Below are 15383 nucleotides of genomic sequence, written 5' to 3'. Positions count from 1 at the left end.
GGGGTGCCCGCCTCAGTGCCGGTAGCGTTCGGCCAGGGCCATGAGGGCCTGGGCGAGTTCGGTGAGGTTGGCGGACGCGGCCTCGACCTGCCGGGTGCCGGCGGCCGTCTGCTGGCTGGCCTGGCGGATGTTCTGCAACGCCCCCATCACCTGCTCGATGCCCAGCTGCTGCTGGTTGGTCGAGGCCACGATCTGCTGGAACGTCTGCACGTTCTCCTCCACCCGCGCGGTGATCTCCTCGATCGTGCGCTGCGTCGTGTCCGAGCGCGTCTTGCCCGCCGCCGCGCGCTTGACCGCCTCCTCGGTCAGCATCACCGACGTGTTGATGCCCCGCTGGATCTCGCCCAGGATCGCCCGCACCTGACCGGTCGCCGCCTTGGCCTGGTCGGCCAGGAGCTTCATCTCCGCGGCCACCACCGCGAAGCTGCGCCCGCTCTCGCCGGCCGCGGCCGCCTCGATGGCGGCGTTGAGCGCCAGCAGGTGCGTGCGCTCCGAGATGTCGTTGACCGTCTCGATGATGTCGCCGATCGTCTGGGTCTTCTCCGACAGGCTGACGATGTTGCCCGCCACGGCTTCCGCCTGCTCGCGGATCGCGTCCATGGCCTTGGCGGTGTCCGACACCGCGCGCAGGCCCTGGCGCGAGGTCTGCGCGGTCGCCTGGGCGGTGGCGATCACCTCCGTGGCGCGCTTGGAGATCTGCGCGCCCGAGTGGGTGATCTCGTCGACCGTGGCGGCCGTCTCCTGGACCGCGGCGAACTGCTGCTCGACCGAGGCGGCCTGCTCCTGCGCCGAGGCCCGGATCTCCGCCGCCGCCGCGTTCAGGTCCGCCGTCGCCGCGCGGTTCGTCCGCGCCAGGTCCGACAGCCCCGCGACCATCGTGTTCAGCGTCGTACTCAGACGGCCGATCTCGTCGCGCCCGCCCGCCGCGAGCTGGCCGGAGAGGTCTCCCTCACCGACGCGGGCGACGAAGGCCATGACCGTCTCGAGGGGCCGCACCACGGCGCGGCTGATCAGCCACGTGATCAGGGTCGCCAGCAGCACCGCGGCGGCTAGCGTCAGGTAGATCGAGAGGCGCGAGCGGTCGTAGACCTCCTGCGCGGCGCGCTGTCCCAGCGCCATGCCGCCGTCGAGCTGGGTCCGCAGGTTCTTGATCCCCTCGAGGAAGGGCGCCTGCAGGCGGGTGATCTCCGCATTGCGGGCCTCGACCGCCGCGACGTCCTGCTGGGCGATGGCGGCGAACTGCGCCTCGCCCTGCGCCTTGACCTCGCGGAACGAGCCCTGGACCGCGGTCGCCGCCGCGGCGATGCGGTCCCAGGCCGCGACGCGCTCGGCGGACACGACCTGCGTCCGATACTGGGCGGCGAGCTGGATCGTCGTGGCGAGGCGGTTCTCGACCTGGGCCGCGGTCTGGCGCCAGGCCGCCAGGGTGTCACCGCCCTGCGTCGTGCGCCCCTGGGCCTGCATCAGCATCGCGATCACGGCGGTGCGGCGCAGGAGCCCGAGGTCGCGCGCCTCGTTCCCGAGATCGTCGAGCTGGCGCAGGATCGTCATGTCCCGCCGGACGATCGCGTCGGTCGTGTCGCGCACCGCGCCGATCTGCTCCAGGGCGTAGAGGCCGAGCGCCACCACAACCACCGTGACGGCGAAGAAGCCGAGAAGGATGCGTTTTCCGATCGAGAGCGACACGGGCGGGGATGGCTCCGGTTGTGGCAGGCGGCCCGGTCAGGGAAGGGCGCGGCGCAGGAGGCGGGGGAGGTCGATGACGACGAAGTCGGGACGGCCGTCGCCCGCTGCTCCGGAGCCGGGGGCATAGACCGAGGCGGCCTCGTTGCCCAAGCGGTCGGGATCGGCCGCCTCCGCGGCGGCCGCGCCGGAGGCCCGGGCGATGCCCAGGACCCGGTCGACCGCGAGGGCGAGGGGCTGGGGATGGACGCCGCGCAGCACGATCAGGTGGCCGGCCGCCGCCTCGGCGTCGGACGCGGGCTCGGGCCGGCCGAGGGCCCTGGCAAGGCTGAGCACGCCGACGATCCGCCCGGACAGGGCGATGAGGCCGTCCAGCGCCGGCACCGCTCCGGGCATCGGCGTGGAGGGGCGCGACGGGAGGACCTGGGCGACGGCCGCCAGCGGCACGCCGTAGCGCTCGCCGCCGCAGGCGCAGACGAGGTGATCGTCCCCCGAATCGGTCGCGACCGCGACGGCACCGCGCCGGGCGAGGGCGGCCGCGCGCTCTGCGCGCAGGTCCCGCTCCGGCCGCGTCCGTTGACGGCCGTCCTGTGCACTCGGGCGCGCGCCCATCAGGACCTCCTGCTGCCGACGCCGCCGAGCGCGGCGCGGGCCGCGGCCGCGCTGGCCGCGATCTCGCCCGCGGAGGCGCCATCACCCTCGGGCAGCGCCGTGTCCGGCCCGAGGGCTTGACTCAAGGCGACGGCGTTGTCGAGGGCGCGGACCGCCTCGCTCGGCCGCTGCAGGGCGATCAGCAGCAGGCCGAGGTGGTAGTGGGCCATCACGAAGCTGCGGTCGAGGTAGAGCGCGGCCCGCAGCGCCCGCTCGGCCTCGGCGTCGCGCCCGAGGGTGCGGGCCAGCAGGCCCTCGTAGAAGCGCAGGGCCGTGTCGGTCGGGTCGCGGTCGAGGGCGGCCCGCAGCGCCCGCCAGGCCGCGCCGGTCTCGCCGGAATCGGCCAGCGCGCGGATCCGGTCGAGGTCGCAGGCCTCGTCCAGGACTGCCCCGTGATCCCGCGTTCCGGGCGCGTCGGGAACCGGCGCTGTCCCGGGTGCGGCGACCGGATCCGGAGCGGGAACGACCGCAGCGTCGGGCAGCCCCGCCCCGGACACGCCCGACGACGCGCCCGCAGACGCGCCCGGACCGGGATCCCGCGCGGGCGGCCCCGGCACCTGCCCCGTCGAAGGGGCGGGATCCGGCACCGAGGTGCCGGGCAGCGCGACCGGCGGCGCATCGGCGCGCGGTCGGTAGGCCACGGTCCCGGGCAGGCTGACGGCGTCCAGGAAGCTCGCGAAGGCGGGACTCGGCTCGGCGTGGCCGAGGAGCAGCCAGCCCTCCGGCCTCAGCCTGCGGCCGAGACCGCGGACCACCGCGGCGACCGTCCGGGCGTCGAAGTAGATCAGCACGTTCCGGCAGAGAATCAGGTCGAAGGGCTCGCCCTGCGGTGGCCCCGGCTCGACGAGGTTCAGCAGGTTGCCGCGCTCGAACCGGACCGAACCCCGATATTCCGGACGGAGGGCGTAGCCGCCCTCGCGCCGGATGCCCGGCGCGGCCGGCAGCCGCGTGAAGTAGCGGAGCCGGTCCTCCGGCGGCATGGTCCGGAGGGCCCAGCGGCCGTACTCGGCGGCGCGGGCGGTGGCGAGCGCCTCGACGCTGATGTCGGTGCCGAGGATCGAGACCCGCCAGTCGGACCGGGCGTCGCCCAGCAGTTCGTGCACCAGGATCGCCAGGGAATAGGGCTCGGCCCCGGTGGAGCAGCCCGCGCTCCAGATCCGCAGGACGCGCTCGGACGCCCGCGCCGCGATCAGCGCCGGCAGGATCGTCGCGCGCAGCGCGTTGAACTGCTCGGCGTAGCGGAAGAAGAACGTCTCGCCGACGGTGATCTCGGCCTCGAGCCGGGCCCATTCCGCCTCGCCCTCCGCCCCGCTCGACAGGAGGGCCGCGTAGGCGGCGCAGTCGGCCACGGCGGCGGCGCGGAACCGGCGGTGCAGCCGCTCGATCAGCAGCTCGTCCTTGTCAATGTAGTAGTGGTGGCCGGTGCGCGCGATGATCCGCGCCTTGAGCGGCGGGTAGGCGGGATCGACACCCAGGTCGGGACGGGGATTACCCGGACGGGCCATCGCGCGGTCAGACGGCGTGCGGCAGCGCGGCCAGACGTTCGGCGGCGGCCCGCGCCAGGGCGTCGACCCGGACCTGTTCCTGCACGGTGAGGAGGCGCTCCGGCGCCAGCGCGTGGACGAGGCGCGCGCCGAGGACCAGCTCGGCGGCGACGCAGCCGTTGAGCGTGTCGGCCGCCTCGGCCTGCCGGATCGCGGATTCCGCGACGATCGTGAGGTCGGCCGCGCGATCGACGAGATACGCGACGGCGCCGCCCTGCATCAGCACGAGATGGGCGTAGAGACCGGGCGCCGCGACGGCCGGGCGCAGGCCGAGCAGGGCCGCGAGGTCGACCACGGGGACCGGCGTGCCGCCGAGATTGAGGAAGCCGGTGAGCCAGCCGCCGGAAGCGGGCGGCGCGTGCAGATCCGGGAGCGGCAGGATCTCGGCGACCGCGCCGCGGGGCAGGGCGCAGGCGGTGCCGGCGACATCCAGCAGGAGATAGGCCGAACCGCTGCTGGCCACCGCCACCCGCTCCGTGTTGCTCGGTCGCGGCCGGGCCGGGACGGCTCGCGACATAGGCCGAGTTAACGCTGCCGGCAATTGTGCGCCGCACGGGCGCGATGACGCGGAACCAAGTCTCGTCTGAGCCGCTTATTTTCCGACGCAGCGGCAACGCGCCTGACGAGGCGCGGCGCTTTGCCTGCGCCGGTCTACGCCAGGGATTGACGATGAGGAAACTTCTGTTGGCCGCCGCGTCGCTGACGCTCCTCGCGGGCTCCGCCTACGCCCAGGGTAACTCGCCCTACAACGCCTCTGGCGCTCAGGCCGGCGGCCCGCGCGGCGGCATGGAGCGCGCCGGTGAGGCGGCCGCGATGGAGCAGGGTGCCGCTCCGGCCGCGCGTCCGACGATGCGCAAGCGCATGAAGCACAAGCGCATGAAGCATCATCGCCGGATGCGCCACCACATGTGAGTGGCGATCACCGGGGCGCGCCGCAGGCGGCGTCGCCCGGGTGGCTCGGCCTGTCGCACCCGCGGCAGGCCTTTTTCGTGCCTGTTCACAGGCGAAGCGCCGGCCGCGCGGGACTGAAGCATATTGCAGCCCGATCGCCGGTTGCGGGACGACGCAGCGCGGTTCAATCTCGCGCGAAAGCCGCGGCGCCCGGAAAATGTTCGCAAACGAACATCGCCCGATCATCAGTACAGCGGCGCGGCGGCCTGACGGAAGGCGAGGGAGCACCGATGTCACGACCGCTCGACCGGAGATCCGACGACAGGATCGAGGCGACCGGTGTCGAGGGGCGGCGGAGCGCCATCGTCGCCTCGGTCCGCCAGCGCGGCTTCGTGACGATCGAGGCCCTGGCGGCGCAGTTCGGCGTCACCGTTCAGACGATCCGGCGCGACCTCAACGAACTGAGCGCCGAGGGCCGGCTGGAACGCTACCGCGGCGGCGGGGGACTGCCCTCCAGCGTCGAGAATATCGACTACGCCGACCGCCGGGTGACCCTGCTGCCGGAGAAGAGCCGCATCGGCCGCCTCGCGGCGAGCCGCATCCCGTCGCACTGCTCGGTCTTCATCAACATCGGCACGACGCCGGAGGCCGTCGCCCGCGAGCTGGCCCGGCACGACGATCTCAGCATCATCACCAACAACCTCAACGTGGCGATCTCCCTGGCCGAGACGACCGAGTTCCGCATCGTCGTGGCGGGCGGAACCGTTCGGAACCGCGACGGCGCGGTGCTGGGCCAGCTCACCTGCGACACGCTCAGCCAGTTCCGGGTCGACGTGGCGGTGATCGGCATCAGCGGCATCGACGGCGACGGGGCGCTCCTCGACTACGATTACGAGGAGGTGCGGGCGACGCAGACGATCCTGGCCCACGCCCGGAAGACCTTCCTGGTGGCGGACCACACCAAGTTCACCCGCCGCCCGATGGTCCAGGTCGGGCGCCTGGAGCAGGTCGACACCTTCTTCACGGACCGCCCCCCCCCGGCCGAGATCGTCGCGCTCATGGAGCGCCAGGGCGTCACCCTGGCGGTGGCGGACGGCGCGGCCGAACCCTAACGAACATCGATTTTTTCGCTTGCGAAAGCCGAGGGCTGCGTCAATATACTGCCAATCCGCCAGCAGGGCGGCTCCGGAGGAACCATGGCGGCAGCACCGGGCCAGCGCGAGCCGTCCGACGCCTACGATCTCCTGATCATCGGCGGCGGCATCAACGGCACGGGCATCGCCCGGGACGCGGCCGGCCGGGGCCTTTCGGTCCTGCTGGCCGAGCGCGGGGATCTGGCGGGCTTCACGTCCTCGTCCTCGACGAAGCTGATCCACGGCGGCCTGCGTTACCTCGAATATTACGAGTTCCGCCTCGTGCGGGAGGCGCTCGCCGAGCGCGAGCGGCTGCTGCGGCTCGCCCCGCACGTGATCTGGCCCCTGCGCTTCGTCCTGCCCCACGACGAGGGCCTGCGCCCGGCCTGGATGCTGCGGCTGGGCCTGTTCCTGTACGATCACCTCGCGCGGCTGCGCACCCTCCCGGGCTCGCACGGGGTCGACCTGCGCAGCTCCGCCTACGGAGCGCCGCTGCAGCAGCGCCTGAAGCGCGGCTTCGTCTATTCCGACTGCTGGGTCGAGGACAGCCGCCTCGTGGTGCTCAACGCCATGGACGCGCGCGAGCGCGGCGCGACGGTGCTGACCCGAACCGGCGTGGTCTCGGCCCGGCGCGAGGGTGACGGCTGGGCCGCGACCTTGCGCGACGAGCGCGGCGGCACCGAGCGGACGATCCGCACGACGGCCGTCGTCAACGCCGCCGGTCCCTGGGTCAGCGAGACGCTCGGCGGCACGCTCGGCGTCAACAGCCGCGCGGCGGTGCGGCTGATCAAGGGCAGCCACATCGTGGTCAAGCGCCTGTTCGACGGCGATCAGGCCTACATCCTGCAGCAGCCCGACAAGCGCATCATCTTCGCGATCCCCTACGAGCGCGACTTCACGCTGATCGGCACCACGGACGTTCCCTACGAGGGCGAGCCCGGCCCGGTCACGATCTCGGAGAGCGAGACCGACTATCTCTGCGGCTGCATCAACCGCTCCTTCGACACGACGCTCACCCCGGCCGACGTGGTCTGGAGCTATTCGGGCGTGCGCCCGCTCTACGACGACGCGGCGGAGAACGCCTCGGCCGTGACCCGCGACTACGTCCTCGACGTGGAGGACCAGGGCGGGACTGCGGCGGTGCTGTCGGTCTTCGGCGGCAAGATCACGACCTACCGGCGGCTCGCCGAGCACGCGCTCGAGAAGCTGAAGCCCTATTTCCCGCACCTCAAGAAGGCCTGGACCGGCGACGCGGTCCTGCCCGGCGGCGCCATGAAGGACGCGGATTTCGACCGGTTCCTCGCCGAGCTGAGGGCCGAGAAGCCGTTCCTGCCGGAGGAGACCGCCCGCCGGCTCGCCCGCGCCTACGGAACCCGGGCCCGGGACATCGTCGGGACGGCGCGGTCCATGGCGGATCTCGGCGAGGCCTTCGACGGCGGCCTCACCGCCGCCGAGGTCGATTACCTGCGCACCGAGGAATGGGCGGTCACCGCCGACGACATCCTGTGGCGGCGGTCGAAGCTCGGCCTGCGCACCGGCGCGGAGAGCGCCGCGCGCCTCGCCGCCTACCTCGACCGCAGGGCCGAGGCCGCCTGATGCTTTCGAACCCGATCCGGCGGCAGACCGGTCGGGCCTATGAAGGGAGGGAACGATGAGCCGTTACGTCGGGGCCATCGACCAGGGTACCACCAGCAGCCGCTTCATCGTGTTCGACCGGGAGGGCAGCGTCATCGCGCTCGCCCAGGCGGAGCACGCGCAGATCTACCCGGCCCCCGGCCATGTCGAGCACGACGCCACGGAGATCTGGACGAAGACGCAGAGCGTGATGCGCGAGGCGCTGGAGAAGGGCGGGCTCCAGGCCTTCGACCTCGCGGCGGTCGGCATCACGAACCAGCGCGAGACCACGCTGATCTGGGATCGGAAGACCGGCAAGCCCCTGCACAACGCCCTGGTCTGGCAGGACACCCGCAACGACCGCCTGGTGGCCGAGTTCGCCCGCGACGGCGGCCGCGACCGGTTCCGCGACCTCACCGGCCTGCCGCTGGCGAGCTACTTCTCCGGGCTCAAGCTCCGCTGGCTGCTCGACCATGTCGCGGGTGCCCGCGCGAAGGCCGAGGCCGGCGACGTGCTGTTCGGCAACATCGACACGTGGCTCGTCTGGAACCTCACCGGCGGCACCGAGGGCGGCCTCCACGTCACCGACGTGACCAACGCCAGCCGCACGCAGCTCATGTCGCTCAAGACCCTGGAATGGGACGAGGGCATGCTCCGGACCTTCGGCATCCCGAAGGCGATGCTGCCGAAGATCGTCTCGTCGAGCGAGGTCTACGGCGAGACCCGGGCGCCGTTCGCGGGCGTGCCGATCGCCGGCATCCTCGGCGACCAGCAGGCGGCCCTGTTCGGCCAGACCTGCTTCGCGCCGGGCGAGGCCAAGAACACCTACGGCACCGGCTGCTTCGCGCTGATGAACACCGGCGAGGAGCCGGTCCCGTCGAAGGCCGGCCTCGTCACCACGCTGGCTTACCGCCTCGACGGCCAGAAGCCGGCCTACGCGCTGGAGGGTTCGATCGCCATCACGGGCGCCCTGGTGCAGTGGCTGCGCGACAACCTGCACATGATCAAGGATTCCGCCGAGGTCGAGACGCTCGCCACGACGGTCGAGGACAACGGCGGCGTCTACTTCGTGCCGGCCTTCTCGGGCCTCTACGCGCCGCACTGGAACGAGGGCGCCCGGGGCCTGATCATCGGCCTGACCCGCTACGTCAACCGCGGCCACATCGCCCGCTCGGTGCTGGAGGCGACCGCCTTCCAGACCCACGAGGTGCTGGACGCCATGGCCAAGGATTCCGGCATCCCCGTCAAGGAGCTGCGCGCCGACGGCGGCATGGTCGCCAACAACACGCTGATGCAGTTCCAGGCCGACATGCTCGACGTGCCGGTGGTGCGGCCGAAGGTGGCCGAGACCACCGCGCTCGGCGCCGCCTACGCGGCCGGACTCGCGGTCGGCTACTGGAAGGGGCTCGACGACCTCAAGCGCAATTGGGGCGTCGACAAGCGCTGGACGCCCAAGATGGATGCCGGCAGGCGCGAGACCATCGCCGCCGCCTGGAGCCGGGCGGTGCAGCGCTCCTTCGACTGGAAGACCGACGAGGATTGAGGACACCGCCCTCGGGCCCGCGCGCGGCGCGCGGGCCTGACGGCCTCGCGACCGACTCCATCGCACCCGCGCCCTCATCCTGAGGCGCGGCGAAGCCGCCTCGAACGAGGGCTCCGGCCAGCCGCGCGATCCCTGGAGCTCTCCTGCGAGGCCTCCGCTGCGCTCCGGCACCTCAGGATGAGGGAAGTGGATGGGGCCTGCGCAGATATCGGTGACCGCCTCCGGCGATCACGCGCTCGCCAAAGCTTTGAACGTTCACAAAAAGCAGCGAACGGGGGAGACGACACGATGACATCACCCTTCCTGGGCGAATTCCTGGGCACGATGACCTTGATCGTGCTCGGCGACGGCGTCGTGGCCGGCGCCCTGCTCAAGCATTCCAAGGGCGAGAATGCCGGCTGGATCGCCATCACGGCGGGCTGGGCCTTCGCGGTCCTCGCCGGCGTCTTCGTGGCCAACGCCACCGGCAGCGCCGACGCCCACATCAACCCGGCCGTCACCGTGGCGGGCGCGGTCAGCTCCGGCGATTTCAGCAAGATTCCGGTCTATATCCCGGCCCAGATGCTCGGCGCCTTCGTGGGCGCCGTGCTGGTCTGGCTGCACTACCTGCCGCACTGGGGCGCGACCCAGGATCCAGGCCTCAAGCTCGCCTGCTTCTGCACCGGCCCGGCGATCCGCGACGCGAAGGCGAACTGGATCTCCGAGATCATCGCGACCTTCTTCCTGATCCTGACGATCTCCGCCCTCGTGACCACCACGCTGGGCTCGGCCGGCGCGATCCCGCGGGCCGTCGCGCCCTACATGGTCGGCATGCTGGTCTGGGGCATCGGCCTGTCGCTCGGCGGGACCACCGGCTACGCCATCAACCCGGCCCGCGACCTGGGGCCGCGCGTGGCCCACGCGGTGCTGCCGATCGCCGGCAAGGGCACCTCCGACTGGGGCTACGCGCTGATCCCGGTGGCCGCGCCCCTGGTCGGGGCGGTGCTGGCCGGGCTGTTCGTCCGGGCGCTCGGGATCTGACGGAACGCCCGCACCCTCAACCGCCGCGGGGCGGCCCGGCGTCGCGGCGGTTTGCGGCGCGCGGCCTTGGGCCTTAAGTCAGGGCGATCCCGACCGCGCCCCTGGGGCGCTTGCCCGCGGTGTGCCCCCGACCCATGGCCGTCGTCCTCGACACCCTGAAGAACGATCCGCGGCCGGTCCGCCTGCGCCACCCCGAGAAGGCGCACCGGCCCGACCAGCCCGTTCAGGCCAAGAAGCCGGACTGGATCCGCGTGAAGGCACCCGGCTCCAGGGCCTGGTCCGAGACGCAGAAGATCGTGCGCGAGCACGGGCTGGTCACGGTCTGCGAGGAGGCGGGCTGCCCGAATATCGGCGAGTGCTGGGAGAAGCGGCACGCCACCTTCATGATCATGGGCGACACCTGCACGCGGGCCTGCGCCTTCTGCAACGTGCGCACAGGCCTGCCCGACGCCCTCGACCTGGGCGAGCCGGACAAGATCGCCGATTCGGTCGCCAAGCTCGGCCTGCACCACGTGGTCATCACGTCGGTCGACCGGGACGACCTGAGGGACGGCGGCGCCGAGCACTTCGCCCGCACCATCGCGGCGATCCGGCGGGCGAGCCCCGGCACGACGGTCGAGATCCTGACCCCCGACTTCCTGCGCAAGGACGGGGCGCTCGAGGTCGTGGTCGCCGCCAAGCCCGACGTGTTCAACCACAATCTGGAGACCGTGCCGGCCAAGTACCTCACGGTTCGGCCGGGCGCGCGCTACTTCCACTCGGTGCGCCTGCTGCAGCGGGTGAAGGAGCTCGACCCGGCGATCTTCACCAAGTCCGGCATCATGGTCGGGCTCGGCGAGGAGCGGAACGAGGTGCTGCAGCTCATGGACGACCTGCGCTCGGCCGACGTCGACTTCCTGACCATCGGCCAGTACCTGCAGCCGTCGAAGAAGCACCACGAGGTCGTGCGCTTCGTCCCCCCCGACGAGTTCAAGGCCTACGAGACCACCGCCTACGCCAAGGGCTTCCTGCTGGTCTCGGCCACGCCCCTGACGCGGTCGTCGCACCATGCGGGCGAGGACTTTGCGCGACTTCAGGCGGCGCGTCTGGCCAAACTGTCGCCCGCGCTCTCGGCCTGAGGAATCCCGAACACCATGCCGTCCTTCCGGGTCACCCGCGCGGTGAAGCACACGCCGCAGCAGATGTACGACCTCGTCGCCGACGTGGAGCGCTATCCCGAGTTCCTGCCGCTCTGCGAATCCCTGCGGGTGATCCGCCGGCAGGACATGCCCGATGGCGGGCAGGTGCTGATCGCTGAGATGGGCGTGGGCTACAAGGCGATCCGCGAGCGCTTCACCACGCGGGTCACCCTCGATCCGGCGAGCCTCAAGATCGTCGCCGAGTACATCGATGGGCCGTTCCGGCACCTGGAGAACCGCTGGCTGTTCAAGGACGGCCCGGACGGCGGCTGCAACGTCGACTTCTTCATCACCTACGAGTTCAAGAGCCGCACCCTGGGGCTCCTCATGGGCACGATGTTCGACCGGGCCTTCCGCAAGTTCACCGACGCCTTCGAAGGCCGGGCGAACCGGATGTACGGGGCGCGGGCTTAGCCACCGTCACCGCGCGCAGGGGCAGCGTCAGGCCCGCAGCGGCACGCGCACGTGCTCGGGCCGCACGCCCATCCCGATCATCCGCGCCGGAAGAACCTGAAGCCGCGGCAGGGCGTCGAGGAGGCGCAGGGCGAGCGGCGCCCGGAACGGCGCGTCGGCCGCGAGCGACGCGGCGATGACGCGGGACTGGATCACCCGCTGCAGCGCCTGCGTGGCCCGCACCGGAAACATCCGCCGGGCCTGGACCCGGGCGAGGTCGGCCTCCGCGGGGCGCCCCGCCCGCAGGGGCTCGGCCAGGAGGTTGGCCGCCGCCACCGCGTCCTGGATCGCGAGGTTGATTCCGACGCCGCCCACCGGCGACATGGCGTGCGCGGCGTCGCCGACGCAGAGCAGGCCCGGGCGATGCCAGCGGTCGAGCCGGTCGACCGTGACGGTCAGGAGCTTGACGTCGTCCCAGGCGGCGATGGCGTCGGTGCGGTCGGCCAGGAACGGGGCGATCTGCGCAACCGCGGCCCGGAAGGCCGCCAGTCCCTTCGCCCGGAGCGCGGCGTCGCCGCCCTTCGGCACCACGTAGGCGCATTGCCACATGTCACCCCGGTCGAGGGTGATCAGGATCCGCCCCGGGCCGAACCGCCCCGCCGCCGCCTCGGGATCGCCGTGCCGGCGCGGCAGGCGGAACCACAGCACGTCGATCGGCGCGCCGAAGGCCCGGGGCACGAGGCCCGCGCGTTCGCGCATCCGCGAGTGACGGCCATCCGCGCAGAGCACGAGATCGGACCGGATCTCGACCCGGCCGTCCGGCCCGGTCGCGCGCACGCCGGCGATTCGACCCTCCGTCTCGATCAGGTCCTGCGCCTCGGTGCGGCGGATCAGCCGGAACGCCGGGTAGCGGGCGGCCTCGGTGGCCAGGAAATCCAGGAAATCCCATTGCGGCATGAAGGACAGGAAGCGGTTGCGGGTCGGCAGCCGGCTGAAATCGGCGACCCGGTAGCTGCGCCCGTCGACGACGCCCGAGAAGTTCTCCACGCGGCGCTGGGGGAGGGCGCGGAAGCGCTCGGTGAAGCCCAGCTCGTCCATCAGGTCGAGGGTGGAGGGGTGGATCGTGTCGCCGCGGAAGTCGCGGAGGAAATCCGCGTGCTTCTCCAGCACGGTGACGTCGATGCCCGCGCGGGCGAAGAGCAGTCCGGCCATCATCCCGGCGGGGCCTCCGCCGACGATGCAGAGGCGGGTCGTCACCGTATCCATGGGCCGTCCTCCCCGTGCCGCGATCAGTCGCCGAGAGCGTCCTCCAGCAGACCGAGCGCGTCGGCCACGGCGGCGCGGCGGATCCCCGCGCGCCCGAGATCGCCGTAGCGCCGCTCCAGATGACGCGTCTCGCCGTCCCGCTGGCCGAGGCCGAAATGCACCAGCCCGACCGGCTTCTCGGCGCTCCCGCCGCCGGGGCCGGCAATGCCGGTGATCGCCACCGCGACCGAGGCCCGCGACGCCGCCAGCGCCCCGGCGGCCATAGCCCGCGCCACGGCCTCGCTGACCGCGCCGTGCCGGCGGATCAGGTCCATGGGTACGCCGATCGCCTCGGCCTTCGCCTCGTTCGAGTAGGTGACGAAGCCGCGCTCCAGAACGGCCGAGGAGCCCGGCACCGCGGTGAGCAGGCCGGCCACGAGGCCACCCGTGCAGGATTCGGCCGTGGCGACGGTGCGCCCGTCCGCCGCGTAGGCCGCCACCAGCGCCTCGGCCCGGGCGAGAAGCTCTGCGTCGTCGACCATCGCGAACGGGCTCCCCTCGGGCGGCGGCGCCCTATCTCATGTTGTGACCCAAGGCCGAGCCCGGCTCAAGGACCGGCGCCCCGATCGGAGACACCCTTTTCATGATCTTCCCCGCGATCACGGCCTTCTATGCCGGGCTGCTCGCCCTCGTGTATCTGGGCCTGTCGGGGTGGGTGATCGGGGCCCGCGTCTCCGAGAACGTGCTGTTCGGCGACGGCGGCGACGACACGGTGCTCAAGCGGATCCGCTCGCACGCCAATTTCGCGGAATACGTGCCGCTGGCCCTGATCGTCATCGGCCTGCTGGAGGCGAGCGGCGGCAGCCACGGCCTGGTCCGGGCGCTGCTGGTCGCCCTGCTGGTCGCCCGGATCCTGCACCCGATCGGGATGTTCGCGCCCCCGAACTCGCCGCGCCAGTTCGCCTGCCGGGGCGGCGGGATCCTGCTGACGATGGCGGCCCTGGCCATCGCGGCGATCGCGCTGCTGGTGCGGGTGGCCTGAGGCGGAGCGCGACGCGCCCTCTCTTCCGTGCGGGAGAGGGGACCCGCGCTCGCCCCGAAACCGCTCAGCCCTGGCGCATCGCGGTCTCGGCCTGCGCGTCGAGGGCGGGGCCGTCCTCCTCGGGCAGCCGGACCGTCGCGGCCGCCTGGGCCGCGAGACCCTCCGCCCGCCCGACGAAGCCGAGCTTCTCGGTGGTCGTCGCCTTGATGGAGACCGCCGAGAGCGGCACGCCCGCGATGGCGGCGATGCGTGCCCGGATCTCCTCACGGTGCTTGCCGATGCGCGGCGCCTCGGCCAGCACCGTGATGTCGAGGTGGTCGATACGGCCGCCGCGGGCGCGGATTAGGCCGCAGGCATGGGCCAGGAACTGGTCCGAGGACGCGCCGCGCCAGCGCTCGTCGGAGGGCGGGAAGTGCGTGCCGATATCGCCGTCCGCGATGGCGCCGAGCAGGGCGTCGGTCAGGGCGTGCAGCGCCACGTCGCCGTCCGAATGGGCGAGCACGCCGCGGTCGGCGGGGATCTTCACCCCGCCCAGCCAGACATGGTCGCCGGTGGTGAAGGCGTGCACGTCGAAGCCGGTGCCGAGGCGGGTCACGTAGGTGGTCATGGCGCGGGCTCCCGGCGCTGGCAATTCGGTGGTCTCGGTCGCGAAGGCGCGGTCCGCCTCGATCAGGTCGGCGGGCTGGGTGATCTTGCGGTTGGCGATGTCGCCCGCAAAGACGACCACCGGCAGCCCGGCCCATTCGGCGAGGGCGCCGTCATCGGTGAAGCCGTCGAGACCCTGCGCGGCGGCGTCCCGGTGGCCCTTGAGCAGCGGGCCGAAAGCGAAGGCCTGAGGCGTCTGGACCGCGCGCAGGTGCTCCCGGGGCGGGGTCTCGTGGACCCGGCCGATGCCGGGCGCGATGTCGACGACGCGCTTGACCGTGTCGGTCACCGGCACGCCCGGAACGGCCGCACCGTGGTCGCGCCCGGCCGCGATCGCCCGGGCGATCAGCGCGGAATCCACGTAGGGGCGCGCCGCATCGTGGACCAGCACGATCTCGGGCGCGTCGCCGGTGGCCAGGGCCTCGAGACCAGCGCGCACCGAAAGCTGACGCGTCGTGCCGCCTTCGACGGGCTGGGTGATCTTGGCGCGAAGCGCGGGCGCGAGTTCCTCCAGGCAGCTGCGGAAGAAGTCCGCCGCGTCGGCGGCGATCACCGGCTGGATCCGCGCGATCGCGTCGTCCGCCGCCAGCGCCGCCAGGGTGCGAGTCAGGACCGCCTGCCCGCCGACCCGGCGGTACTGCTTGGGCGTGCCGCCGCCGATGCGGATGCCGCGCCCGGCCGCCACCACAACCGCGGCGACGCCGGCTCCCGCGCTGGCGGGTCCGGTGGCTGGCGTGCCGGTGGCGGGCATGGGCGACGAACTCGTGAGGTCCTGAGGGGCGGCAGCGGCGGCCAGCGCGC

15 protein-coding genes are annotated in these 15383 nt (G+C 72.5%); 8 read left to right on the top strand and 7 right to left on the bottom strand.

From position 1 onward, the window contains the following. Positions 1 to 12: 12 nt before the first annotated feature. Genes J3A75_RS15860 through J3A75_RS15845 form a run of 4 tightly spaced genes read right to left on the bottom strand, consistent with a single transcriptional unit; the run spans position 13 to position 4341 of the window. Positions 13 to 1686 (bottom strand): methyl-accepting chemotaxis protein, encoded by a 1674-nt coding sequence (locus J3A75_RS15860; protein WP_012319159.1) that lies wholly within the window; start codon positions 1684 to 1686, stop codon positions 13 to 15. A 36-nt stretch (positions 1687 to 1722) separates the two neighbouring features. Then, positions 1723 to 2295, bottom strand: a complete 573-nt coding sequence (locus J3A75_RS15855) for a chemotaxis protein CheW (protein ID WP_012319158.1) — start codon at positions 2293 to 2295, stop codon at positions 1723 to 1725. Next, positions 2295 to 3839, bottom strand: coding sequence for a CheR family methyltransferase (locus J3A75_RS15850; protein WP_070999471.1), 1545 nt, complete (start codon positions 3837 to 3839; stop codon positions 2295 to 2297). The genes J3A75_RS15855 and J3A75_RS15850 overlap by 1 nt, the downstream gene beginning before the upstream one ends. Positions 3840 to 3846: 7 nt before the next feature. Next, on the bottom strand, positions 3847 to 4341 hold the full coding sequence (locus tag J3A75_RS15845; protein WP_058607485.1) for a chemotaxis protein CheW: 495 nt from the start codon (positions 4339 to 4341) through the stop codon (positions 3847 to 3849). Between the two features lie 206 nt (positions 4342 to 4547). Here J3A75_RS15845 and J3A75_RS15840 point away from each other — a divergent pair, with 206 nt between their 5' ends. The 7 genes from J3A75_RS15840 to J3A75_RS15810 all read left to right on the top strand — a co-directional run bounded on the left by J3A75_RS15840 (position 4548) and on the right by J3A75_RS15810 (position 11671). Continuing rightward, positions 4548 to 4790: a hypothetical protein gene (locus J3A75_RS15840; RefSeq protein ID WP_012319155.1), complete on the top strand. Its 243-nt coding sequence runs from the start codon at positions 4548 to 4550 to the stop codon at positions 4788 to 4790. 269 nt (positions 4791 to 5059) lie between these two features. Then, on the top strand, positions 5060 to 5881 hold the full coding sequence (locus tag J3A75_RS15835; protein ID WP_012319154.1) for a DeoR/GlpR family DNA-binding transcription regulator: 822 nt from the start codon (positions 5060 to 5062) through the stop codon (positions 5879 to 5881). Positions 5882 to 5965: 84 nt separating this feature from the next. Then, positions 5966 to 7498: a glycerol-3-phosphate dehydrogenase gene (gene glpD, locus J3A75_RS15830; protein WP_043073691.1), complete on the top strand. Its 1533-nt coding sequence runs from the start codon at positions 5966 to 5968 to the stop codon at positions 7496 to 7498. Between the two features lie 55 nt (positions 7499 to 7553). Further along, a complete protein-coding gene (gene glpK / locus J3A75_RS15825; RefSeq protein ID WP_209650420.1) occupies positions 7554 to 9059 on the top strand; it encodes a glycerol kinase GlpK in 1506 nt (501 codons plus the stop codon). 288 nt (positions 9060 to 9347) lie between these two features. After that, entirely contained in the window at positions 9348 to 10079 is a 732-nt protein-coding gene (locus tag J3A75_RS15820) for an MIP/aquaporin family protein (RefSeq protein WP_029360856.1), read from the top strand. Between the two features lie 134 nt (positions 10080 to 10213). Further along, positions 10214 to 11197 carry a lipoyl synthase gene (lipA, locus tag J3A75_RS15815; protein ID WP_012319150.1) on the top strand — a complete coding sequence of 328 codons (984 nt, stop codon included), beginning with the start codon at positions 10214 to 10216 and terminating at the stop codon, positions 11195 to 11197. Between the two features lie 15 nt (positions 11198 to 11212). Then, positions 11213 to 11671, top strand: coding sequence for a type II toxin-antitoxin system RatA family toxin (locus J3A75_RS15810; RefSeq protein WP_024830108.1), 459 nt, complete (start codon positions 11213 to 11215; stop codon positions 11669 to 11671). 27 nt (positions 11672 to 11698) lie between these two features. Here J3A75_RS15810 and J3A75_RS15805 read toward each other — a convergent pair whose 3' ends face one another. Then, entirely contained in the window at positions 11699 to 12916 is a 1218-nt protein-coding gene (locus tag J3A75_RS15805; RefSeq protein ID WP_012319148.1) for an FAD-dependent oxidoreductase, read from the bottom strand. 23 nt (positions 12917 to 12939) lie between these two features. Continuing rightward, positions 12940 to 13437, bottom strand: coding sequence for a CinA family protein (locus J3A75_RS15800; protein ID WP_024830109.1), 498 nt, complete (start codon positions 13435 to 13437; stop codon positions 12940 to 12942). Positions 13438 to 13538: 101 nt separating this feature from the next. Here J3A75_RS15800 and J3A75_RS15795 point away from each other — a divergent pair, with 101 nt between their 5' ends. Next, complete coding sequence (locus J3A75_RS15795) at positions 13539 to 13937, top strand: MAPEG family protein (protein WP_070999468.1); 399 nt, start codon at positions 13539 to 13541, stop codon at positions 13935 to 13937. 64 nt (positions 13938 to 14001) lie between these two features. Here the strand turns inward: J3A75_RS15795 and J3A75_RS15790 are convergent, their stop codons facing one another. Further along, positions 14002 to 15333: a bifunctional 2-C-methyl-D-erythritol 4-phosphate cytidylyltransferase/2-C-methyl-D-erythritol 2,4-cyclodiphosphate synthase gene (locus tag J3A75_RS15790; RefSeq protein WP_209650419.1), complete on the bottom strand. Its 1332-nt coding sequence runs from the start codon at positions 15331 to 15333 to the stop codon at positions 14002 to 14004. Positions 15334 to 15383: the final 50 nt, after the last annotated feature.

The sequence above is a fragment of the Methylobacterium sp. PvP105 genome, assembly GCF_017876975.1.
GTDB lineage: Bacteria > Pseudomonadota > Alphaproteobacteria > Rhizobiales > Beijerinckiaceae > Methylobacterium > Methylobacterium radiotolerans.
This window is presented reverse-complemented; position numbering and strand designations above follow the sequence as displayed.